Origin of the sequence: Mesorhizobium sp. WSM3859, assembly GCF_002295065.1 — a bacterium.
In the GTDB taxonomy this organism is placed as follows: domain Bacteria; phylum Pseudomonadota; class Alphaproteobacteria; order Rhizobiales; family Rhizobiaceae; genus Mesorhizobium.
In genome coordinates this window covers 53380-75520 of record NZ_NSGG01000022.1, presented here as the reverse complement: position 1 = coordinate 75520, position 22141 = coordinate 53380, and the positions used below count along the sequence as shown (strand labels likewise).

The following is a 22141-nucleotide window of genomic DNA, read 5'->3' as shown; positions in this document are numbered from 1 at the left end:
CGAATTCGGCCAGCGCTTCACCGGGCTGAAGACGCTTGGCGACAGGGTGGCGCGGCGACCGCTCACCTCCGGAAACACCATCGCCGTGCTCAAGACCGGCGACGAGGCCTATACGGCGATGTGCCGGGCCATCGACGCCGCGCAAAAAAGCGTCCTTCTGGAAACCTATATTTTCGACAACGACGCGGTCGGGGCGCTTTTCGTTCAGTCGCTCGGCAACGCCGTCAAGCGCGGCGTCACCGTGCGCGTGCTGATCGACGCCGTCGGCGTGCGCTATTCGGTGCCGAGCATCCTGAAACAACTCAGGGAGGACGACGTCACCGTCGACCTCTTCAACGGCAACATCGTCATGGGCCTGAGGCTTCCCTATGCCAATCTGAGGACCCACAGGAAGATCCTGATCGTCGACGGCGCGGTGGCGTTCACGGGAGGCATGAACATCCGCAAGGGATTCTCCGCCGAATTCGCCGGTTCCGAAAGTTCGCGGGATACGCATTTCGAGGTCACCGGGCCGGTTGTGGCCGACCTGTTCTCGGTTGCGGCCGAGGACTGGCGCTTTGCCGGCAACGAGGCACTGAAGGATGCCCCGTGGCAGGTCCAGCGCGCCGCGCCGCCGGCCGGGCAGCCGGTGCTGGTGCGCGCGGTGGCGAGCGGGCCGGACGCTTCCAACGAAACCAACCTGAAGCTGCTGATGGGCGCATTCTCGGTCGCCCGCAAATCGATCCGCATCATGTCGCCCTATTTCCTGCCGGACCGGGAGTTCATCAGCGCATTGACCACGGCCGGCCGCCGCGGCGTCGAAATCGACATCGTGGTGCCGGCGGTGAACAACCTCTTCCTCGTCGACCATGCGATGACGGCGCAATTCGACCAGGTGCTGAAGCATTATTGCCGGGTCTGGCGCCACGAGGGCTCATTCGACCATTCCAAGCTGATGGCCATTGACGGCGTGTGGGCCTATGTCGGCTCTTCCAACCTGGATGCACGCTCGCTCAGGCTGAATTTCGAGATCGACATGGAAGTGCTGGACCAGAACTTCGCCGCCGAGATCGACGCCCGTATTGCAGCAGCCATCTCAAGCGCCCAGCCGGTGACGCTGGAGACGCTGAAGGCAAGGCCATTCGTAATCCGCGTCTTCGACCGTTTGCTGTGGCTGGGATCACCCTATCTTTAGAACGGAAACGAGCATCGGGACTATGGAGACAAACGACATAAAAGGACGCAGCCTCCCGGAGACCGTGCTCCTGTCGATCCGCGCCAGGAACGCGCGCAAGGCGAAGGCGACGCCGCGCAAGCGCATCAACGGCGCCGAGATCGTCGTTGCCTCCTACAACGTCCACAAATGCATCGGCACGGACCGCAGGTTCGACCCTGACAGGACGGCCCGCGTCATCCGCGAGATCAGCCCCGACGTGATCGCCCTGCAGGAAGCCGACAACCGTTTTGGCGACCGCGCCGGGCTGCTTGACCTCAACCGCCTCGAACACGATACCGGGCTGGTGCCGGTGCCGGTCTCAGGCAACGGCAAGGGGCATGGCTGGCGCGGCAATGTGCTCCTGTTCAAGCGCGGCACCGTGCGCGACGTCCACCAGCTCAAGCTGCCGGGGCTTGAGCCGCGCGGCGCGCTGGTCGCCGAGATCGATCTCGACGAGAAACGCAGCCTGCGTGTCATTGCCGCCCATCTCGGCCTGTTGCGCCGCTCTCGCTCCGAACAGGCCCGCGTCGTCCTCGACATCATGAGCAGCGCCGATGAAAGGCCGACGCTGCTGCTAGGCGACCTCAACGAATGGCGGCTCGGCAACCGCTCGGCGCTGAACACGCTGCACACGACCTTCGGCCCGACGCCGCCGGCGGTGCCCACGTTTCCGTCGGGCTTGCCGGTGCTGGCGCTCGACCGCATCCTGGGCAACCGGCACGATCTGGTTTCGAACGTCGAGGCGCATGACACGCCGCTGTCGCGCGTTGCTTCCGACCACTTGCCGCTGACGGCTTTCGTGCATCTGTAGCGAAAATTAGGCCGTGGCACGACTTACCGGAGGCCGGGCCGTCGGCGCCATTGGCGGCCCGATGATCTCGGCCTCATAGCGGGCGCTGACACGCTTCAGGGCTTCGATATCCGGCGGCGACTCCGGAGGCAGTCCCTCTCCCTCCGCCGGACGTCCACCGTCTATGAAAACGCCCTCGCCGCCACCTGGGGTCAGCAGCGTCAGCATCCGCGCCGGCTTGTCTCCCTCGACCACGAATGTGTGGGGAACGTTTCGTGGCAGGAACACGAACGAGCCAGCGGTGGCCCGGAAGGTGCGATCGCCGCATTTCATCGTCATTTCCCCTTCGAGCACGTAGAAGGACTCGTCCTCGCGGCGATGGACATGCAGCGGCGGCGAGAAGCCTGGCGCGATAAGGGATTCCAGTAGGCCGAAGCCGCCTCCGGTGCTGGCCTCGGTGGCCTTCACCGTCATGCGGTTCCTCAGAAACCAGATTGCTTCCCCCTCACCCGGGCCCAGGAACCGTGCGTCATCGGCGGTAAGGCTGGAGTTCGTCATTAAAGCCCCCTTACGTGTCTGATGCCTATATTGCACTCTTGTGCAATTAATGCACTCCGGTATACTTAGCTCGCATGAATGTCAATCCACACCCTCGCACCGCGCAGAAACGGCGCACCCGCAAGGCGATCGTCGACGCGGCGATCGCGCTGCTCGCCCGTGGCGAGACGCTGACCGTCAACGACGTGGCCGCCGCGGCCGACGTCTCGCGACGAACCGTCTACCTCTACTTTCCGAGCTTCGATCAGTTACTGCTCGATGCGACCGTCGGCGCGCTCAGCCAGGCCTCGGTCGATCATGCCATCGAACAGTCGACCGACAATGGCGAAGCGCGCGTGGCGCGCCTGGTCCGTGCGCTGCATCATGTCAGTCCCGAGGTCGAGCGCCTCGGGCGTTCGCTGATCCGCCTGACCGTAGACGGCGCGCCGGCCGAGCAGGGCGTGCCGCGTCGCGGCTACCGGCGGATCGAATGGATCGAACAGGCGTTGTCGCCATTGCGCGACCGGCTGGAACCGGACCGCTGGAACCGGCTCGTCCGCGCGCTAGCCATGGTGATCGGCTGGGAAGCGCTCATCGTCCAGCGCGATATCTGCGGCCTCAGCGCGACCGAGGGCGAAGACCTGTCGGTGTGGGCGGCCAACACGCTGGTGAAGGCGGCGCTGGAGGAGGAGCAAAAGACTGGCGCTCCGGGATCAGGGAGGCGAAAGAAAAAGGACAAGCTGGCAAAGTAGCGTTCCGTTGCGTGTCCGGCAGGACAGAGGAGGCGCTGTCCCGCCAGCATCTCAAGTTCCGCGATAAAAGCCTACCCTTCCCTCAGCCAGACCAGCATCTCGCCGGGATCGCGGTTGTCCCAGGCGAAATAGGGAACCGCCTTGAGTGTCATTTCCTCAGTCGCCGGCGGTTCGGGACGATAGAGATCGGCGCCCCAGTTTTCCGTCTCGGCCCGGCTGCCGATGGCCGAAAGGGTGACGACGCCGCCGAGCAGGTTCGGCTCCTTGTGCGCCTCCAACCTGGCCTCACGCGGCAGGGCGATGCGGTGCAGCCCGCCGCCATTGTCGGTTTCCTCGACGCAGTAGATCAGCGGGCCGCGCGCAAGTGCGACACGGCCGATGTCCTGGCGCACCTGCGGGTTGGCGAACAGGCGCGCCATCGACATTTCGAGGTCGAGCTCGACCTTGTCGCCCTGCCGCCATTCGCGCCGGATCGCGGCATAGCCGTCGACCGTGGCCGCATCGAGATCGACCAGCTTGCCGTTGACGCGAAGCGCGGCCTTGCGGCACCAGGTTGGCACGCGCAGGTGAAGCGTGAACTGGACCGGCGCCTCCGGCCCGACCTCGATCGCGACCGCGCCGTCCCAGGGATAGTTGCTGGTCTGGACCAGAGTGACCTCGCGGCCGGCGATCTCGAAGCGGGCTGTCGAGTCGCCATAGAGATGCACGGCCAGCGCATCGTCGGCGAGGCCGTAGAAATAGCTGCCGATCGAGGCCACCATGCGGCCGATATTGGGCGGGCAGCAGGGGCAGCGGTGCCATTTCCAGCGGTGGTGCCCTCCCCGGCTCTCCAGCGGGTTCTCGTAGAAGAACAGCGAGCCGTCGAGCGACAGGCCGGAGATTCGAGCCGTTGTACAAGGCCCGCTCCATCATGTCGGCATAGCGGGCGTTCGGACCCATGCCCAACATGCGGCTCGCCCAGAACACCAGGCCGACCGAAGCGCAGGTCTCGGCATAGGCGGTTTCGTTGGGCAGGTCGTAGTCGCTGGTGAAACCTTCATTGTGCGCCGACGGCCCGAGGCCGCCGGTGACATAGAGGCTCTTGGTCATGAGATCGTCCCAGAGCCGGTCGAGCGCGACCCGCAGCGTGTCGTCGCCATATTCGGTCGCGATGTCGGCCATGCCGGAATAGAGATACATCGCGCGCACGGCGTGGCCGACGACCTTGTCCTGCTCGCGCACCGGCTTGTGCGACTGGTTATACTCGTAGGTCTTGAAGTGATAGGCCTTCGGATCGGCGCCGCGGGCGCGCGCCTCCTCGTCGAAGTAATGCGGCTCAAGGCCGCGCTGGTCGATGAAGTACTTCGCGAGCTCCATGTATTTCTTCTCGCCGGTCGCTCGCGCCAGCTTGACCAGCGCCAGTTCGATCTCCTCATGGCCGCAGTACCCCTTTTTCTTGCCAGGCTCCGGGCCGAACATCGAGGCGATGTGATCGGCGTAGCGGCACATGATGTCGAGCAGCTTGCGTTTTCCCGTAGCCTGAAAATAGGCGACCGCGCCTTCGATCAGGTGGCCGGCGCAGTAGAGCTCGTGGCAGTCGCGCAGGTTTGTCCAGCGCAGGCCGGGCTGGATGCGCTGGTACCAGCTGGAGAGATAGCCGTCCTCCTGCTGCAGTTTTTCATACATGTCGATGACGGCGTCGATCCTCTGCTCCAGTTCCGGGTTGCGGCGGCGGTAGAGCGAATAGGCGGCGGTCTCGATCGTCTTGCCCCAGTCGGAATCCCAGAACATCTGCGTCGTCACCATTGAGCCGGTGAACTCGGCGCCCTGCCCGCCGGCCTCGTCGGGCGACGGCGAATGGAACGGGATGACGACGCCCGGCGACGGCCGGTCCGGATCGATCTGCTCCAGCATGCGCGCCTCGACGCAGCGGTCGTAGAGGATGCCGGCCGTCCTGGCGGCAACCGCATCGACACGGTCGCCCCAGAAGCCGCGGACATCGACCTGCGGCACCGGCAACGACCGGAAGGCGAGCTTCGGCTTGGCGGAGGTGCCGGTCTCATTTGCGGGCTGCGATGCGGTCATGATTTCACTCCATTCGTATTACTTGACGGCCCCGGCCATGAGGCCGCGGATGTAGAAGCGCTGCAGCGCCAAAAACAGGATCAGGCAGGGCACCATCATCACCGTGACGCCGGCCTGCACCGCGCCCCAGTCGATGGCGCCGAAGCGGCCGGATTGCAGTGCGGTCATCATCACCGGCAGGGTGAATTTCGACTGGTCGGTCATCAGCACGAGCGCGGCCAGGAACTCGTTCCAGGCGCCGAGGAAGGCGAACAACGCGATGGTGACGACACCCGGCCAGACCAAGGGCAGCATCACCTTGATCAGCATGGTGACATTGTTGGCGCCGTCCATGCGCGCGGCCTCCTCGATCTCGCGCGGCACGGCGTCGAAGGCGTTGCGCATCATGAAGATCGAGAAGGGCAGCTGCAGCGTGACATAGACGCAGACCAGTCCGGTCAGCGTGTTGTGCAGGCCGAGTTTCGTCAGCACCAGGAAGATCGGCGTCAGGATCGACTGGAACGGGATCATGATCGTCGACAGGATGAGGACGAAGAAGAAATCCCGGAACGGAAAGCGGAAGCGCGAGAAGCCGTAGCCGGCGAGCACGCTGACCAGCACCGAAAGCAGCACCGTCATCACCGAGACATAGATGCTGTTCTGCGCCGAGACCCAGAGCCCGTCGCCGAAGGAGTTCAGCGTCTGGTAATTCTCGATCGAGAAGCCGGTGGTCGGCCATGGCGGCAGCGGCGGCTGGCGCGCCTCCTGCGCCGGCTTGAAGGTGGAGAGCACGGTCCACACGATCGGCGCCAGGAACAGCACCGAGGCGATGATGCCGGTCGAATGCCTGGCCAGGGTGAAGCCGACTTTGCGGTTGCGCGACATCGCCTCGGCCATCAGTCGAGCCCCGCGGGCTTGCGCAGCAGCCAGAGCTGGACGAGGCTGAGCGCCACCAGGATGGCCAAGAGCACCATGGAGAGCGCCGCGCCATAGCCGAGCTTGAACGAGACGAAGGACTGGTTGAAGATCCAGTAGACCGCCGTCAGCGTCTGGTTGCGCGGGCCGCCGCGCAAGATGATGTAGAACTGGTCGAACGCGAGGATCGAGCCCGCCACCGACAGGATCAGCGCCAGCGCCAGCGTGCGGCGCATCAGCGGCAAGGTGATCGCCCTGAAGCGGGCAAGCGGCCCTGCTCCGTCGATGACGGCTGCCTCCTGCAAATCCTGCGGGATCGACTGCAGGCCGGTCATCAGGATGATCATGGTGAAGCCAGCGACCTTCCAGACCACCATGGCGATGATCGACCAGAAGGCCGGCTGGAAGGTGGCGAGAAGATTGACTTTCTTCGCGATCAGGCCGAGGTCGTAGGCGGCGGGGCTGAACAGGCCGGAATCGACGTTGAGCAACCACGACCACAGCAGGCTCGCCGAAGCGAAGCCGACCACCGCCGGCATGAAGAAGGCGGTGCGGTAGAGGTTGGTGAGCGGGCGAGGCCGCTCGATGAAGATCGCCAGCGGGAAGGCGACGGCGAAGATCGCGATGGTGACGATCACCGTGTAGTAGAAGGTGAATTTCAGCGCGTTCCAGAAGCGCGTGTCGCGCAGGATAGCAAAGTAATTGTCGAGGCCGATGAAGGAATGCTCACCCATCAGCGGCCAGTTGTGCAGCGACATCCAGGCGGTCATGCCGAGCGGGATGACGAAGAACACAGTGACCAACGCGACCGCCGGCAGGACATAGAGCAGGCCGACCCATTGCCGCAGGCTGGCGCTGCTGCGTGAGCGGGCGGGCGCGGAGGCGGCGATGGCGGTCATGGTCGCGCTCCCCCTTCTCCCCTTGTGGGAGAAGGTGGATCGGCGCGCAGCGCCGAGACGGATGAGGGGTGTTCCAGGGAACGCCAGCGTCTCACTCCGCTGGAACACCCCTCATCCGTCGCCTTCGGCGACACCTTCTCCCACAAGGGGAGAAGGGGGGCGCGAACCTTCCGACGCCTCAAATCGGCGATGCTAATGAGAGTGATTTTTCTCAACGCGATAGTCCTGCTGTTGGCGGCGTCCCCCTCCCCCTTGAGGGGAGGGTCCGGCCGCAGGCCGGGGGTGGGGTCCTCCGCGACGCACTCGACGGGGAGATAGCGTCGAGCGCTTCGCGGGCGACCCCACCCGGACCTGCGGTCCGACCTCCCCTCAAGGGGGAGGTTAAGCAGGCGCTTACTTGTTGGGCGCCTGGTCGATGATCGACTGCATGGTCTCCTGCGCATTGGCGATGGCGCCGTCGACGTCGTCGCCGAAGAACACCTCGTTGATCATCTGCGTCCACGGGCCGTTGGCGGAGTTGATCAGGTCGTTGAACACCACCGAATAGGGCGTCCTGCCCTTGGCCATCGCCTCGGCCGCCACCTGGTAGCGCGGGTCGAGGTCCTTCAGCGCGTCCTTGGCGATGTCGTTGCGCACCGGCAGGCTGCCATATTTGGCAAGGATGGTCTGGCCCTCCAGCGAATAAGCGAAGTCCAGAAACTCCTTCACCACGGCGATCTTCTTTGTGCCCTTGGTGACGACGAAATTGTCGCCGCCGGCAAAGGAAGACCAGCCATCATCCTTGCCCGGCAGGAAGGTGATGCCGTAATCGATGTCGGGGTATTGCGTGTTGAGCGCGCCGATGGCGAAGGCACCGGAGGGCGAGAGGCCGATCTTGCCCGTCGCAAAGGCGGCAAAGAAATCGTGGCCGACATCCGTCTCGGCGCCTGCCGGCACCAGCCCCTTCTTGATCATCGAGCGGTAGAGGTCGATCGCGCCGCGCAGCTGCGGACTGTCGAGCGTCGCCTTCGAGCCGTCCTCCGACAGGATGTCGCCGCCCGAGGCCCAGATCAGCGGCGTGAAGGTGAAGATGTTGCAGCCACCGCAATTGCCGGAGAAATAGAAGCCCTTGATGTCGCCGCCGAGCGCGTTGACCTTCTCGGCGTCGGCCTCGATCTCGGCCCAGTTGGTGGGACCCTTCTCAGGGTCCAGCCCCGCCTGCTTGAACAGCTTCTTGTTCCAGATCAGCACCGAGGCGTCGGCCGAGAACGGCAGGCCATAGATGCGGTCCTTGTAGGTGCCCGTCTTCACATGCGCCGGCGACAGGCTGGAAAAATAGGGCAAGGATTTCGCCCAGTCGGTAATGTCTTCCAGCTGGCCGGCGGCGGCGAAGGACGGCGTGTAGATCAGGTCGAGCGAGAGCGCGTCGGGCGCCGTGCCGCCGGCGGCGGCGGCGCCATATTTCGGAATGATCTCGGCATTGGGGATGATGTCGAGCTTGATCTGGTCCTTGTTCGCCTTGTTGAAGGCGTCGACGATGCGCGGCATGAAGTTCGAGCCGTCGGCGCGCACCCAGATGTTGGCGGTCTCGGCGGACGCCGCCTGCAGGCCGCCGCCGATGACGGCCGCGGCAAGCATCAGCTTGGCAAGCATGGTCTTCACGTTACTCCTCCTCATGGTTTTCCTCCCAGTTTCGGCCACGCCGCCCGGCGGATGCGGGCGCGTGGCCTTGCTTCATTCCGGCGGACTTCCGCATGACTGACGCACCACCAGCCGGCACGGCAGTTTCCTGATGCCCGGCGCGGCTGGCTGGCCATCGACGAGCGAAAGCAGGGCAAGGCCGGCCTCGCGGCCGAGCGTCGAAAGATTCATGTCGACGGAGGTGAGCGGCGGGCGCGTCGCCTCGGCCACGATCTCCCAATTGTCGAAGCCGATGACGCCGACATCGTCGGGCACGCGAATGCCGCGCTCGCGCAGCGCATCGATGACGCCGCGGGCGATCTGGTCGTTGCCACAGAAGATGGCGTCGGGCCAGCCTTCCCTGCCCGCGCTGCCGAACAGTTTTTCGACCGCCTCGTGCCCCCACGCTTCCGACCAGGCGCCGAGCAGCGGCTCGCTCACGGCGAGGCCGTTCTCCTTCAGGACATCGCGATAAGCTTCGGCGCGCGCGTGCACCACAGCAAAACTCGCCGGGCCGCTGACATGGGCGATGCGCCGGCGGCCGAGCCGCAGAAAATGCTCCACCGCCAGCCGCGCGCCGCCGGCGTCGTCGGAGACGAGGCCGACCGCGCCGGCATCGGGCTGGGTGAAGGCGTAGATGACCGGAATGCGCAGGTTAGAGAGATCGACCGGCAGATGGCGGTCGATGCGCTTTCCGGTGGCGATGATGCCGTCGACGCGCTTGTCGAGCATGGCCTCGACATGCAGTTGGCCGAGACGGGTGTCGTCCTCGACATTGCACAGGAACACCGACACGCCCTTGTCGACCAGCGCATCCGAGACACCGGCCATCAGCGGCAGCGAGAAGCGGCCATAGGTATCGTTGGTGAGCAGGCCGACGGTGAAGGAACGTTTTCTGAGCAGACTCTGCGCCAGGCTGTTCGGCCGGAAGCCGAGATGCCTGGCCGTCTCGCGGATGCGCTCGCGCGTCTCGGCGGTCATCCGCCCCTGCCCGTTCAGTGCTTTCGACGCCGTCGCCACGCTGACGCCGGCGGCCGCCGCCACCTCGCGGAGAGTGACCGGCGTGTTGACGGAAACTGGCGAGGCGTCGGGCGACATGATACGCGGCAAATTCCTAAGCTGGGAAAACGTTTTCTCTTATCGCCCTGCGCGGCGATGACTGGTGAGGTCAGCGGGCGCGGGGCGGATTGGGAAAAGGTTTTCTCAGGGCCGAGAGTATGTGAAGGTCGGGAGGTTGGCAAGAGGGGTTGACTGCCACAGGCGGTTCCTGTTCGCCCAATCAGACAGCGAAGAGTTCTGGTGGCGAAGGCTATCGCCCTGCGATCTTCAGTTCGCCTGTGGCGACCCTGCTGACAAGATTGCGCATGACATCGAACGTCAGAAGGTTGACACTACCATCGGCAACCATGCCTACCGCAATGTCCGAGAAGTGCTCGGCGACGAAGCGCACGACCGCAGCTTCATTCTTAGGTAGCGCCGCGATCAGACATGAAGCGTTGTCGACCATCCATGTGTCGCCGGACTTGTCAAACTTGAAGGCGACATGATCGGTGCCGTCGGGATACTTAATACTGCCCACGGCGCAAGCTGCGATCTTGCCGGCTGATCTCGTGGGTGCGTTCAGGAACATCTCCAGTCTATCGATGTTCTCAGGAACATTTGAATGAACCACAACAGCCAGGGAGAAATTCGGCGTGCCGCCGGATTTGTCGATCTTGACGTCGAGGTCCGTGACATAGGTCGAGTTGCTGCCTCCTTTTTGCGTCTGTCCCTCATACGCATGTACCTTGAACACGGGCACCAGCAGACCAGACGGTGACGCGACATCATTTGGCACGTTCGAGACGGGCGCCACCTCGGGTGGCGGCTCGACAAATGTTCCTCTCTCCAAAACAGCGGCTGCGGGGTCCGAGTAGAGGGCGAGGAAGGACCGCACCGTCGCGGCGCTCAGGTCCCGAGGTGCGACATCCGCCGGGAACTTGCGGCAACTGAGCGCCATTTCGCGGATACGCTCGCTAGGATGCCCGTCCGGCTTTCCGACTTCACAACCCAAAGCATTGAGGGTCACTTGCAGCGACTTGAGCGCGACGGCGTCGCCTTGAGTATAGAGGCCGTCGCGAGTTTCAGCCCGTCTCACCGCCGCGAAGTATAACGACGCGCTTCTGACCTGAGCGACCGATTGGGTGCAACAAAGATAGATGCCAAACTTGGCGTAGTTGATCCGCTCGAGTCCGGGGGTGAACGTCGGCCCACGCCACTCGGTCACCAGTTTACCATCAAGGTATATCTTAACCCGACCGGAGCTGTCGTTCGCCCATTTGATAAACAGCTCGAAGCGGCTCCACTTGCCGACGAGGTTCTTGAAATCAGCGACTTTGAGGCGCGGACCGGGCGTGCAGCTGTAGTTTCCGAGCGCGTTACTGAATGCAAGGTAGAGGGAGTCATCTTTGCCGGCGAAATTTGCGAGTGAAATGTGCTGGCATTGTTTGTTGTGAAAATAGAATAATTGCATGTAACCGTCAGCTTGTCTCACGCCATATGGAAAGTCTTGTGGTAAGTAGACAGCGAACCCGTACCAGCTCTGTTTCGGCTGCCCGTTGCCGTTCTTTTTGGTCGCAAAGACGTTTTCGCGAACCTGCGACCGCACCGACTGCTCATCACAATCGTTAGCTCGAGCATGCGGCTCATAGCGCTGTGGATTGCAGTAACCTGAGGGGATCCGAAATGAATAAAGCTTGGAGGTCGGCGCTTCCCCGGTCCGGTCATCGATGATCGCAACGGAGTGGGGAGCACTCAACTCGTCAACTACGAGGGGATCGAAGCCGGTTTCTTCGGCCGCCTCCAGTCGGCCCGTAGCGTAGATTAAAGCCGCAGTCACAGCCAAGGCAACAATAACGCTGAAACGCGGATGGAGCATGGCACCCTCCTCTCGACTTTCCAACGCGTCCGGGCCTCATTGTTGAATTAGACATCGGCCGATGACGCCCTTTGTTCGCCTGATAATCTGTCCTTGTGCAGAAATCGACAAGCTCGGATCATCGCCAGCGCACAGACAGACCATGGAAATCCAAGGCCTTGCGGTCTATCTGATACTTGGGATGACGGCCGTGAGAATGGCGCCGCTGCGCCGTCAGCCAGTCGCTCCGTTATTCGCGGCGCCGCTCCCGGCCGGCAATCTATTGCTGTTTCGTCACAAGTTGACGCACAAAAGCCAACGCTTGGCGTTTGCAACCGCTGCTCACCATCCATCCAAGAACTTCCAGCGGATTTTCGAGAACGGCGTTTTCCGGAAGCGCTTTTATTTCGATCAAAACCGATGTCTTGCTGGTCTCGACGATGAAGGATTTTACGTCGGCGGGAACAGGGTGAGGAAGAGAGTAAGTGGGCTTGCCGGCGCTCCAGACCAGGCCGTTAAACGACTGTCCACTGCCAATGCGAACCGAGAACACCGCGCTCTCACCGATCCCGCGACGCGCCAGAACCACTTCGCCATTGCGGATGCAGCCGGGAGCGGATTCTTCGATGGAAATCGCCCAGGGATCGTCAAGTCCACTCGGTTTGGACTGATCGGCTGTGGTGCGTGCGCTCCCGATGGACTCGGTCCTCCGGCGCTCGTTCGTTAGAAGGCTCGCTATTAGGACCAGGCTCGAAGGTCCTGCCTGACCGTCGCCGGCCCGCTGCGGACTGTCGGATGTCAGGGCATCCTCAGTGACCACCAAAGCTGCGGGACCTGAAATGGGATTCACGCTGCCGTCCTCACCGAGCAAGGTGACGACCGCACCAGCCGGCACGTTGATGACGTCACTTGGCACAAAGATCTTGCCTGGCGGCAGTTCATCCACCACCGGCTCAGTTGACAGGATCACATACTGGCTGCCGGCCACCGCGCCTTGCGCCGTGATAAGAACGGCCGCGGCAAGGGCCAGACAGGCGATTTGGGCGATCGGACGCATGAGGCTCATGTCATGATGGCCCTATTTGTCGGCAAGATGAATGTCTGCCCGGAAGTGTCCACTTGCAAGGCGGCCATGGTGAAAAGCGATCAGAGCGTCTTGCGGATATTTTGTGACCAACAGCTCGAATGCCGCTGTCGCTAGCTTATCGTCGGTGGCAAGCAAGGCGTACGCCTTTCCATATTCCTCGCAAAGTAAAATATTTTCCGACGTACGGCTCATTGCTTCGAAGGCCTCGATGCCTTGGCTCTTGCCCTTGAGGCACAAAATTCCCACGGGGCGCAGTAAGAACCGCGCTGTTTGCTTTGCGACTTCGGCGCTTATGCAATTTTTCGTGCCGATGTACTTATTTGCGCTCTCCAGTCTGGCGGCAGTGTTTACCGTGTCTCCAATAGCTGTGTAGTTGAAGAACCGATTTCCCCCGAAGTTGCCGACGATTGCCGGCCCGCCATGAATACCGACGCGGGTCGCGCCGAACGAATGGCCTCGTCCCGCCAATGCTTCTCGCAGCCGCTGCGCCAGGTCCTGTACAGCCAGCGCCAGGGACACCGCCCGCTCCGCCTGATCATTTTGCGCTACCGGGGCCCCGAAGAAGCCGACCACTGCATCGCCGATGACCTTGTCGATGGTTGCACCATGCTCAATGAACAACTCGCAGAGCCCGTGCAGATATTCGTTCAATACCTCTGCGAGGACCTCTGGCGCGAGTTTCTCGCTGAGAGACGTAAATCCCTCGACATCCGTGAATACACAGGTGACCTCTCGCCTCTCTCCGCCGAGATGGAGAGTGTTAGGTTCCTTCACGATCGCTGCAACGACGGCCGGACTGACGTATTTCGAGAAGGCGTTCTGTAGGAAGTGGCGAGCATTCGCGTCCCGTCTCCAAGCCAGGAAGCCAACGAATGCCGACAGACCGAGCACCAGCAATGCAGGGGCGATCATCGGCACGAGTATTGCGAACCTCGCGAAGGCCCACGCCTCACCCATCCACACCAGCAGCACCGCACCGGCGACCACGAGAGGTTTGAAGACCACGGGGATCGGCTGCGAAACAATCCACAAGCAGAACAGCCCGGCAACAAGCATCGGCGCGTAACCCAAGGCAGGCCAGGAGATCGTTACTGTGTCCCCGGACAAGAGTCGGGCTAATGAGTGGGCGTGGATTGCGACGCCAGGGAGGACACCGATTTCCGCGCCGCTCAACAGCGCGAACGGTGTCGGATGATGGTCTATTTGCTGTAGGTCCACGCCGATAAGAACATATTTCCCCTCGAACCAACTGAGCGGCGCCAACGGAACGGCCTGTGCCGGATAGGTTGGAAAATTGAAGGGCAAGCTGTTCGCCGTTCGGTAGTAGACCATTTCCTCCGGCCAGTGGCCGCTGCTAACGCCGGTTTCTGCTGCTATTGCCGCAGCAAAGCTTGGCGTCCATCCCCCCTCAACCTCTCGACCGGGAAAAGCTCCACGAACCACGCCGTCGAGATTGTCATGCGACAAAGCCGCAAGGCCCCGCTTTGCCGACGGAGCGAACGCGTTGAGATAGTCGGACTGCCTCTGGGTAAGGCCATCAGCGCGCGACGCCGAGGCGATCACCACAGGCACACTGGCGGTTTCGATAACAGTTTCAAGCTGGGCATCCTTTTTCGGCTCTGTTGCCTGGTCGAACAACAGGTCGATACCGATGACAAGCGGGTGGGCCGACTCGATCCGGGCCACGATGTCCGCCAGGAAGCCACGGTCCGGAGGTGAGCGATATCGAAAATTCGCCAGGGTCTGTTCCGTTATCGAGACCACAACGATGTCGCGTGGAGCATGGGTGAACGGCGAGATCGAGACCATCATCATGTCGCGCAGGATATTCTCCAGCGGCGGTGACACGAGAGCAGTCGAGACGCTCAGCAGAACCAGATAGGCGAGCGATGCGGCGATGCCACCTCGCTGCACACTGACGATCCGGCCAAGTGTTCGCACGCCGAATTGGACCCCCAAGCCACTGGAAGCGCTACTCGCTGCCAGCATATCCGTTCAGGTGTATCAAGCAAATTGCGCCCCTTGCATGGGAATGCATGGCAATCGGTGTCCGCCACAATGATCTGGGAGCTGCAGGCCACCCGGGCCGCAAGCCCGAGCTATAGCTCTTTTCGGTTCCATTAGCCTCTGCTACAGTTCCTTTGGGGAGCCGTTTCTGCCATGCGCAGCGCTTTCGTTCTTTTGGTTTTATTGTTCGTTGCTATTTCGGGACAGGCGGCCGCCGAGAAACGCGTGGCGTTGGTAATTGGCAATTCGGCCTACCAGCATGCCGTCCAACTCGCCAATCCGAAGAACGATTCGTCCGACATGAATGCCAAGCTTCAAAGCCTTGGCTTCGAGGTTGTCAGCGGCCAGGACCTCGACCTCGCGGGTATGCGTCGCACGGTACGCGAGTTCTTGGAAAAGCTCGACGGTGCCGATATGGCGCTGTTCTTGTATGCCGGGCACGGCCTGCAGGTGAATGGCAACAACTACATGGTGCCGGTCGATGCCGAATTATCCGGCTACAATGACCTCGACTTCGAGGCCCTTCCGATGGATCTCGTACTTTCAGCGATGGAGCGCACCGCCAAGGTCAACCTCATCTTCCTCGATGCCTGCCGGGACAATCCGTTCGCGGAGAAGCTTTCCCGCTCGATGGGGACGCGCTCCGGCTCCGTGAGTCGGGGTCTGGCCAGGCTTGGCAGCGGAGTCGGCACGCTCATAGCATTCGCAACGCAACCGGGTAACGTCGCCATGGACGGAGCAGGGCGGAATTCTCCATTCACGGCTGCACTGGTCGCTCACCTCGGCACGCCGGGGCAGGATATTACGCGTGAGCTTATCGATGTGCGTCGCGATGTGCTGGCTGCGACGGAGGGCAAGCAAGTGCCGTGGGAGAACTCTTCGCTCACGGGCGAGGTTGTGCTGAAGCCTCTCGCGACGGAACCGACGGCGGTATCTGTCCCCGCTCCACAATCCACCTCGCCGGACAACGCAGTCGAACTTGCATATTGGGCGACTATCAAGGACTCGAGCGACAAGAGCTTTTTCGAGGCGTATTTGCAGCAATTTCCGGACGGCGCCTTTGCACCCCTTGCGAGATTGAAGATCAGCGCGATCGACAAGCGCGCCGAAACGGAACGGCAGGTGGCGCAGTTGCCGCAGGCGGAGCACGCCACCAAAGCTCCCGACGATGCCAAGGGAACGGAAGTCGCAAGCCTTGAACGCCCCGATCCCTCGGCGCAGTCATCGGCACCTACCCCAGACCCCAGCGAACTTGCGCGCTCCACTCAAACGGAACTCTCTCGCATAGGATGCCTTGCAGGCCAGGCTGACGGAAAATGGGGAGCCGGCAGCCGCAAGGCGCTTCAGGACTATGCTGGTCGACAAGGCATCAAGCTTGCATCGTTGGAACCGACAGCGGGACTTCTGGAAAACTAAGGGCAGTCAAAACTCGTATCTGCCCGCCTGCTTGCGAAGGCGGAATGATGGTGCAAGGCGATCATTGCGTGCGTCAGACGAGCGGGCTGAGCGCTTTCAATGGCACATGGAAATTAGTCAGACGGGCTACAACGGACTGCGGCGCTTGGCGAGAACTTACAACATCAGTCTTCATAAGTGACGGTAAGATATCGAATAGTTGGGGATTTACGGGAAGTGTTTCCAGCAGCGGCGTTGTCAATATGAAAGCGACCTTTGTCTATCAAGGGAAAACAGGCGGGAACACCTTCACTGGCGTCATAAAGGGAGACAACGGAACCGGCAAATTTAGAGGGACTGGCGTTGGCAGCGGGTGTTCAGGGAAGATTTTCATGGAGAGAATGTAGAAAATGCGGAGCCGGCCGTCGTCCGCACCCGCGCCACGTTGGAAAGCCAATGCCACGAGGCCGGCAGTTGAAAGAGCTAACGCTATAGCCACCTAAAAAACCCCGACAACATATTCGGACCCGCCTCCCCGGGCCGCAACCTAATCCCGTTCTCGAATCCGTTCATCGTCACGCATTCGAAGCCGTTGTGCGCGAGCAGCGCCACCAGCGAGTCGCGGTCGAAGTGTGCAGGTGCTCGTTGGGCAGGCGCATGTGGCAGGTTCGGAACCGGGTGTCGCCGTCGGCGCCGAGCTCACGCCAGCGGCAATAAGGGACGGCGACGGCAAGATGCCGGGTCTTGAGGCGGCTTAGGAATCCCAGATCCGGGATGTGTTCGAGCACGTCGAACATGGCGACGAGATCCCACGAGCTGGCGAGCGCCTCATCCCAATCCACAAAGCGGACACCCCTGGGGCAGCGGGAACTCGGCGATGTTGCAGCCGGCGCAATCGGCGACCCCCGTTGTCGTGGCGGCTTCGATGAACGCGCCCGTGCCATACCCGATTTCCAGCACCGAGCGAGGATTCTCGCAGCATCTCACGGCACACTTTCCAAGCTGCCACCAACGACCGATTCAACGTCGCCACTTGCGTGACCAGCCCGCCCGAGCATGTGTGACTTTCCCGCATCTCCGGGAAGAAATACTCGCTTTTTCAACTGGCAAGATTGACAACCGTCCGGGTTCGACGGCAAGGCTACTCGCGCTTAGGTGGTATATAGGCCCTTATGGGGGGCGTCATCCGAGCTAGCATCGAAGCAGACCGAGAGGTTTGTGGTGGGCGCATCGCACCGAATCCAGCGGTTAAGCCCTTCCAGCTTTGCAGTTTTTGGCAACGAAAGGGTCATCCCGTGAAACAGCTTCTTCTTGCAACCGTTCTCGTCCTTGGCACCGGCACCGCCTATGCGGCCGACGCATTGCAGGAGGCACCGGTTGCTGCCTCCTTTGACTGGACCGGCGCATATATCGGCGTGAACGCCGGCGGCGGTTTCGGCACGTTTAGTCTTGATCCTTCCGACGGCGGACCTGGTGGCTTCGACCTCAGCGCGAGTGGCTTCCTGGGCGGCATTCAGGCCGGTTACAACTGGCAGGTTGGCCAATTTGTCTACGGCGTAGAAGCCGACTTCCAGGGTTCCGACGTCAAGGGCGAGCTATCGACCGGCGGCGGCTCTCTGGAAACAAAGGTTGATTGGTTCGGCACGGTGCGCGCTCGCATTGGCTATACGCCCGTCGATCGCTTTCTAGTCTATGGCACTGGCGGCTTGGCCTACGGTCATGAAAAGCTTGACATATCCGGGCTCGGCGGGCCTAGCTTTTCGAAGACCAAGGTTGGCTGGACCGTTGGCGCGGGCGCCGAATACGCCATCACCAACAATTGGTCGCTCAAGTCTGAGTATCTTTACACAGACCTGGGTAAAGCGACGTTCGATCTCCCTGGGCCAGGGCCAGATGCCGACGTCAAAGTCCCCTTCCACACCGTTCGCGTTGGTCTGAATTACAAATTCTGATCTATTAGCGGACAGGACACAAAGCCGCGACATGGTGAACTGACCCCTCAAAGGCGGTTAGTTCACCAGTCGCGGATTTTCTTTATTCAGCAACGGCTCGGGGGTGAGCGCGGCGATCGAGCACGAGGAGCTACCAACAACGGAGGTTGGCTACGGGCAGCGTGAATCGGACGGAGCTGATTCGCTCAGATAGCCTTCTCGCCCTGTCTGCCGCCATGCGCCTTCAAGGCCTTCTCAACGGCGCGCTTCAATTCGTCCTTGATCTCCGCCGTCTCGGCCATCAGTGCGTCGATCTTCAGGAAATCGAGCACGCGATACTTCGAGACTTTCGGGCGGATCAGGATGTGGGGCTGAGACTGCTGCAGCTTGTTGGCGATGATCGACTGCATCATCAATTGCGAGGCGCCATACATCAGGTCGACCGTGGTCGGGTGCTTGCGCTCGGCATCGCTCGGCGCGCCGACCACGTCGATGGCGATTATGATGTCGGCATCCTTTTCGAGGAGATCGAAGGGGACGGGATTGTAGATGCCGCCGTCGATCAGCAGGCAGCCATTGCGCACCACCGGGCGGAACACCGCGGGGATGGCTGCCGAGGCCGCGAGCGCCGAATGCAGTTCACCCTCCGCGAACACCGCAAGCTTGTGGCCGAAATAGTCGGTCGCCGTCACCTTGAGCGGGATCTTCAGCGCGTCGAACGTCTGCGGGATCGCCTCGGGCAGAAAGGCCTTCAGGATGCGCTCGATGTTGAACTGGCCGACGCGGATGCCGCCCTGCATGGCCTCCGCGATCGTGCCCGGCCGCGAGCGCCACATGCGCGCCGCCATTTCGGCGCGGCTGCCGAGGATCGATCGGGCGTAGCCGTGGATCTCGGCGCCCGTCATGCCCGACGCCATGCCGGCTCCCATGATGGAGCCGATCGACGAGCCGGCGATCGCCACCGGCTTGATACCAAGCTCGTCGAGAGCCTCGATGATATGGATATGCGCGAGACCGCGCGCGCCGCCGCCGCCGAAAGCCACCCCGAAGGTTGGGCTCATCCCTTGCCGCCTCCCGCCACCTGCGCCAGTGGCGGGCCGATGACCATCACGGCGGGATCGGCCGACAGAAGCTTCTTCGCCGCCGCCTTGACGTCGGCCAGCGTCACCGCGTCGATGAGGGCTGCGCGGCGCTTGATATAGTCGATGCCGAGATTGTCGACCTGCAGCTCCACCAGCGTCGCGGCGATGGAGCTGGAGGAATCCAGATTGTTGATGGCGTAAGCGCCGATCATGTATTTCTTGATCGCCGCAAGCTCTTCCTCGGTGGGGCCGTTCTCGGCCATGTCCTTCACCACCTGGCGCACGATCGAAAGCGTTTCGGCGGCGCGGTCGGAGCGCGTCGCCGTCGTCACCAGCAGTGCGTGGGAGTGCTGGTTGTCGACGAGATCGGAGCTGACGCCATAGGCAAGGCCGCGCTTCTCACGCACCTCCGAAAAGAGGCGGGAGGTGAACGTCGAACCGCCCAGGATCTCGTTCATCAGGACCGTGGCAAAGAAATCGGGATCGCTGCGTTTCACGCCCGGCCAGGCGAGTTGCAGCGAAGTCTGCGGCAAGTCGTAATTCACCTCGAGCTGCTGCCCCAGCTTTGGCGCGACATCGGCCACCGGAGCCAGCGTCTGCTTTTCAGGAAGATCGCCGAAGACGTCGTCCAGCTTGTTGCTCAGTGTCGCGGCGTCGATGTCGCCGACCACCGCCACATGCAGGCCGTCGCGGGCGAAATTGGCCTTGTGGAACGCCCTGATGTCATCATCGGTGATGGTGGTCAGGCTCTCCTTCGTCCCCTGGTCGGAGCGCGAATAGGGATGCTCGCCATAAATGGCGCGCAGCCAACGCTGCTGCGCCACCGTGTTCGGATCGCGCTCATTGGCGAGGATGCCGGAGAGCACCTGGGCGCGGATACGGTCGATCGGCGCCTGGTCGAAACGCGGCCGGTTGACGGCAAGCTTCAGCAGGTCGAAAGCCTCGCTCTTTTCTTCCGACAACATGCGCATCGAGCCGTAGGTGCCGTCGCGCGCAGCCTGGAAGCTCATCTCGGCGCCGGCATCGTCGAGCTTCTGCTGGAAGGCGTCGCTGTCGAGGTCGCCGGCGCCTTCGTCGAACAAGCCGGTCATCAGATTGACCAGGCCCTCCTTGCCGGCCGGATCCTGGGCGCTGCCGCCATCGAAGACGAAGCGGATGGCGATCAGCGGGATCGAATGGTCCTCCACCAGCCAGGCGGTGATGCCCTTCTTCGACTTCACCTCCTGGATGTTCATCTCCGCGCGGGCGGCGAGCGCCGGCAGGAGCAGGAAGAACAGGGCAAAGCAAAGGGTGGCGACGGCGCGATAGAGCTTGCCTTCTCCCCTTGTGGGAGAAGGTGGATCGGCGCGCAGCGCCGAGACGGTTGAGGGGTGTTGGACGGATCGCCGTTCTTGCCAAGCTGGAACACCCCTCATCCGTCCGAGCTTCGCTCGGCCACCTTCTCCCACAAGGGGAGAAGGGAAGAATGTGCCGCGCATGCGCATCAGGCCAAAGCTCATCATCAATTCCCCGCCTGTTGCTGCGGCAAGAGATAGCCGGTGGTCGAATGATCGAGCACCAGGTACCGGGCAGCCACCGCCTTGACCTCATCGGCGGTGACCTTGCGGATACGGTCTGGCCATTCCTGAACGTCCTTGACGTTGCCGCCGGTGGCAAGCGTGGAGCCATACATGTTGGCCATGTCGTCCTGCTTGTCGCGAGCAAAGATCATGGAGCGCACATAGCGGGTCTTGGCCCGTTCCAGCTCATCGTCGCTCACGCCGTCCTTGACGATGCGGGTGATCTCGGCGTCGATCGCCACCTCGACATCGGCAAGCTTGGCGTCGCCGCGCGGCGCGCCATAGACGGTGAAGTTGGTGGCATCAAGCATCGTGCCCTGGAAATAGGCGGCCGCGTCGGAGGCGATCCCCTGCTTGACGACGAGTTCCTGGTACAGCCGGCTGCGGTTGCCGCCGCCGAGTATCTCGGCCAGCAGATCCAGCGCCTCCGCCTCGCCGGGCTTGGCCGTATGATAGGACGGCACGACCCATTGCGTCGAAAAGCTCGGCACCGAGACGCGCGCGTCGGTCAGCGTCACGGTGCGTTTGGTGTTCTGCTCCGGCTCGACCGGGCGGATGCGGGGCCGCAGATCCGGACCGCGGGCGACCTTGCCGTAGGTGCGCTCGGCCATCGCCTTGACGGCATCCGGCTCGACATCGCCCGCCACCACCAGCACCGCGTTGTTCGGCCGGTAGTAATTGTCGTAGAAGGCTTTCGCGTCCGGACGGTTCAGCTGCTCCATTTCCTGCATCCAGCCGATCACGGGAATGCGGTAGGGCTGGTTTTGCCAGAGCGTCGCATCGACCTCCTCATCCAGAACCGCCTGCGGATTGCTGTCGATGCGAGAGCGGCGCTCCTCCAGGATGACGTCGCGCTCGGTCTTGATGACGTCGTCGGTCAAGATCAGGTTGCGCATGCGATCGGCCTCGAAGCCCATCATCTGTTCGAGCGCCGAAGGCGGCACCGTCTCGTGGAAGGCGGTGTAGTCGTAAGAGGTGAAGGCGTTGTTCGAGCCGCCGATCTCGGACACGGCACGGTCGAACTCGCCGGCGGCGTGATTGGTCGTGGCCTTGAACATCAGATGCTCGAAGAAATGCGCGATGCCGGATTTGCCAGCGGGCTCGTCGGCGCTGCCGATCTTGTACCAGACCATGTGGGTGACGATCGGCGCGCGATGATCCGGGATGACGACCACTTCCATGCCGTTGTCGAGCAGGAAATCCTTGACGTCACCATCGTCGGCCGCGCGGGCCGGAGCCGACGCCGCCATCGCCAGCGTGCCGACAAGGAGCGCCGCGCGCAGCGCAATCCGCGTTGGTGTCATCAAGTTCTCCGGTCCCAGTTACGCGACGATAGGCAAGGTTCGCTGGCGAGGCAAAGTGAATTGTTCGGCATTTTCGAGGCGCGGCTGGAA

17 protein-coding genes and 1 pseudogene are annotated in these 22141 nt (G+C 62.4%); 5 read left to right on the top strand and 13 right to left on the bottom strand.

The genetic code is table 11. The annotated features are described in order from the left end of the window. Positions 1 to 1174, top strand: a 1174-nt coding sequence (locus CK230_RS30385) for a phosphatidylserine/phosphatidylglycerophosphate/cardiolipin synthase family protein (RefSeq protein ID WP_095820467.1), incomplete at its 5' end; no start/stop codon positions are given. Positions 1175 to 1196: 22 nt separating this feature from the next. Continuing rightward, positions 1197 to 2006 (top strand): endonuclease/exonuclease/phosphatase family protein, encoded by an 810-nt coding sequence (locus tag CK230_RS30380; RefSeq protein WP_095820466.1) that lies wholly within the window; start codon positions 1197 to 1199, stop codon positions 2004 to 2006. Positions 2007 to 2012: 6 nt separating this feature from the next. Here the strand turns inward: CK230_RS30380 and CK230_RS30375 are convergent, their stop codons facing one another. Continuing rightward, positions 2013 to 2543 (bottom strand): quercetin 2,3-dioxygenase, encoded by a 531-nt coding sequence (locus CK230_RS30375; protein WP_095820465.1) that lies wholly within the window; start codon positions 2541 to 2543, stop codon positions 2013 to 2015. 74 nt (positions 2544 to 2617) lie between these two features. Here CK230_RS30375 and CK230_RS30370 point away from each other — a divergent pair, with 74 nt between their 5' ends. Further along, complete coding sequence (locus tag CK230_RS30370; protein ID WP_095820464.1) at positions 2618 to 3274, top strand: TetR/AcrR family transcriptional regulator; 657 nt, start codon at positions 2618 to 2620, stop codon at positions 3272 to 3274. Between the two features lie 71 nt (positions 3275 to 3345). Here CK230_RS30370 and CK230_RS30365 read toward each other — a convergent pair. The 8 genes and pseudogenes from CK230_RS30365 to CK230_RS30330 form a co-directional block, all read right to left on the bottom strand. Then, positions 3346 to 5338, bottom strand: a pseudogene (locus CK230_RS30365) (glycoside hydrolase family 127 protein). An 18-nt stretch (positions 5339 to 5356) separates the two neighbouring features. Next, a complete protein-coding gene (locus tag CK230_RS30360) occupies positions 5357 to 6214 on the bottom strand; it encodes a carbohydrate ABC transporter permease (RefSeq protein WP_095820463.1) in 858 nt (285 codons plus the stop codon). Next, the gene (locus CK230_RS30355) at positions 6214 to 7131 is read right to left on the bottom strand and encodes a sugar ABC transporter permease (RefSeq protein WP_095820462.1); all 918 of its coding nucleotides are present in this window, start codon (positions 7129 to 7131) and stop codon (positions 6214 to 6216) included. The genes CK230_RS30360 and CK230_RS30355 overlap by 1 nt, the downstream gene beginning before the upstream one ends. A gap of 393 nt (positions 7132 to 7524) precedes the next feature. Then, positions 7525 to 8772 (bottom strand): sugar ABC transporter substrate-binding protein, encoded by a 1248-nt coding sequence (locus tag CK230_RS30350; RefSeq protein WP_095820461.1) that lies wholly within the window; start codon positions 8770 to 8772, stop codon positions 7525 to 7527. A gap of 72 nt (positions 8773 to 8844) precedes the next feature. Beyond that, positions 8845 to 9888, bottom strand: a complete 1044-nt coding sequence (locus tag CK230_RS30345; RefSeq protein ID WP_095820460.1) for a LacI family DNA-binding transcriptional regulator — start codon at positions 9886 to 9888, stop codon at positions 8845 to 8847. A 211-nt stretch (positions 9889 to 10099) separates the two neighbouring features. Continuing rightward, positions 10100 to 11707: a heparin lyase I family protein gene (locus tag CK230_RS30340; protein WP_141246154.1), complete on the bottom strand. Its 1608-nt coding sequence runs from the start codon at positions 11705 to 11707 to the stop codon at positions 10100 to 10102. Positions 11708 to 11966: 259 nt separating this feature from the next. After that, positions 11967 to 12752, bottom strand: a complete 786-nt coding sequence (locus tag CK230_RS30335; RefSeq protein ID WP_095820458.1) for a hypothetical protein — start codon at positions 12750 to 12752, stop codon at positions 11967 to 11969. A 12-nt stretch (positions 12753 to 12764) separates the two neighbouring features. Further along, on the bottom strand, positions 12765 to 14762 hold the full coding sequence (locus CK230_RS30330; protein WP_095820457.1) for an adenylate/guanylate cyclase domain-containing protein: 1998 nt from the start codon (positions 14760 to 14762) through the stop codon (positions 12765 to 12767). Positions 14763 to 14933: 171 nt separating this feature from the next. On the opposite strand from CK230_RS30330, the gene CK230_RS30325 reads away from it, so the two are divergent. Then, positions 14934 to 16196: a caspase domain-containing protein gene (locus CK230_RS30325; RefSeq protein ID WP_095820456.1), complete on the top strand. Its 1263-nt coding sequence runs from the start codon at positions 14934 to 14936 to the stop codon at positions 16194 to 16196. 554 nt (positions 16197 to 16750) lie between these two features. On the opposite strand, the gene CK230_RS33895 is transcribed toward CK230_RS30325, so the two are convergent. Continuing rightward, positions 16751 to 16972: a hypothetical protein gene (locus tag CK230_RS33895; protein WP_245430110.1), complete on the bottom strand. Its 222-nt coding sequence runs from the start codon at positions 16970 to 16972 to the stop codon at positions 16751 to 16753. Between the two features lie 498 nt (positions 16973 to 17470). Here CK230_RS33895 and CK230_RS30315 point away from each other — a divergent pair, with 498 nt between their 5' ends. Continuing rightward, a complete protein-coding gene (locus tag CK230_RS30315; protein ID WP_245430109.1) occupies positions 17471 to 18127 on the top strand; it encodes an outer membrane protein in 657 nt (218 codons plus the stop codon). Between the two features lie 185 nt (positions 18128 to 18312). On the opposite strand, the gene CK230_RS30310 is transcribed toward CK230_RS30315, so the two are convergent. Genes CK230_RS30310 through CK230_RS30300 form a run of 3 tightly spaced genes read right to left on the bottom strand, consistent with a single transcriptional unit; the run spans position 18313 to position 22051 of the window. After that, positions 18313 to 19167: a patatin-like phospholipase family protein gene (locus tag CK230_RS30310; RefSeq protein ID WP_095820454.1), complete on the bottom strand. Its 855-nt coding sequence runs from the start codon at positions 19165 to 19167 to the stop codon at positions 18313 to 18315. After that, complete coding sequence (locus tag CK230_RS30305; protein WP_245430108.1) at positions 19164 to 20687, bottom strand: pitrilysin family protein; 1524 nt, start codon at positions 20685 to 20687, stop codon at positions 19164 to 19166. The genes CK230_RS30310 and CK230_RS30305 overlap by 4 nt, the downstream gene beginning before the upstream one ends. A gap of 2 nt (positions 20688 to 20689) precedes the next feature. Beyond that, positions 20690 to 22051: a pitrilysin family protein gene (locus CK230_RS30300; RefSeq protein ID WP_095820452.1), complete on the bottom strand. Its 1362-nt coding sequence runs from the start codon at positions 22049 to 22051 to the stop codon at positions 20690 to 20692. Positions 22052 to 22141: the final 90 nt, after the last annotated feature.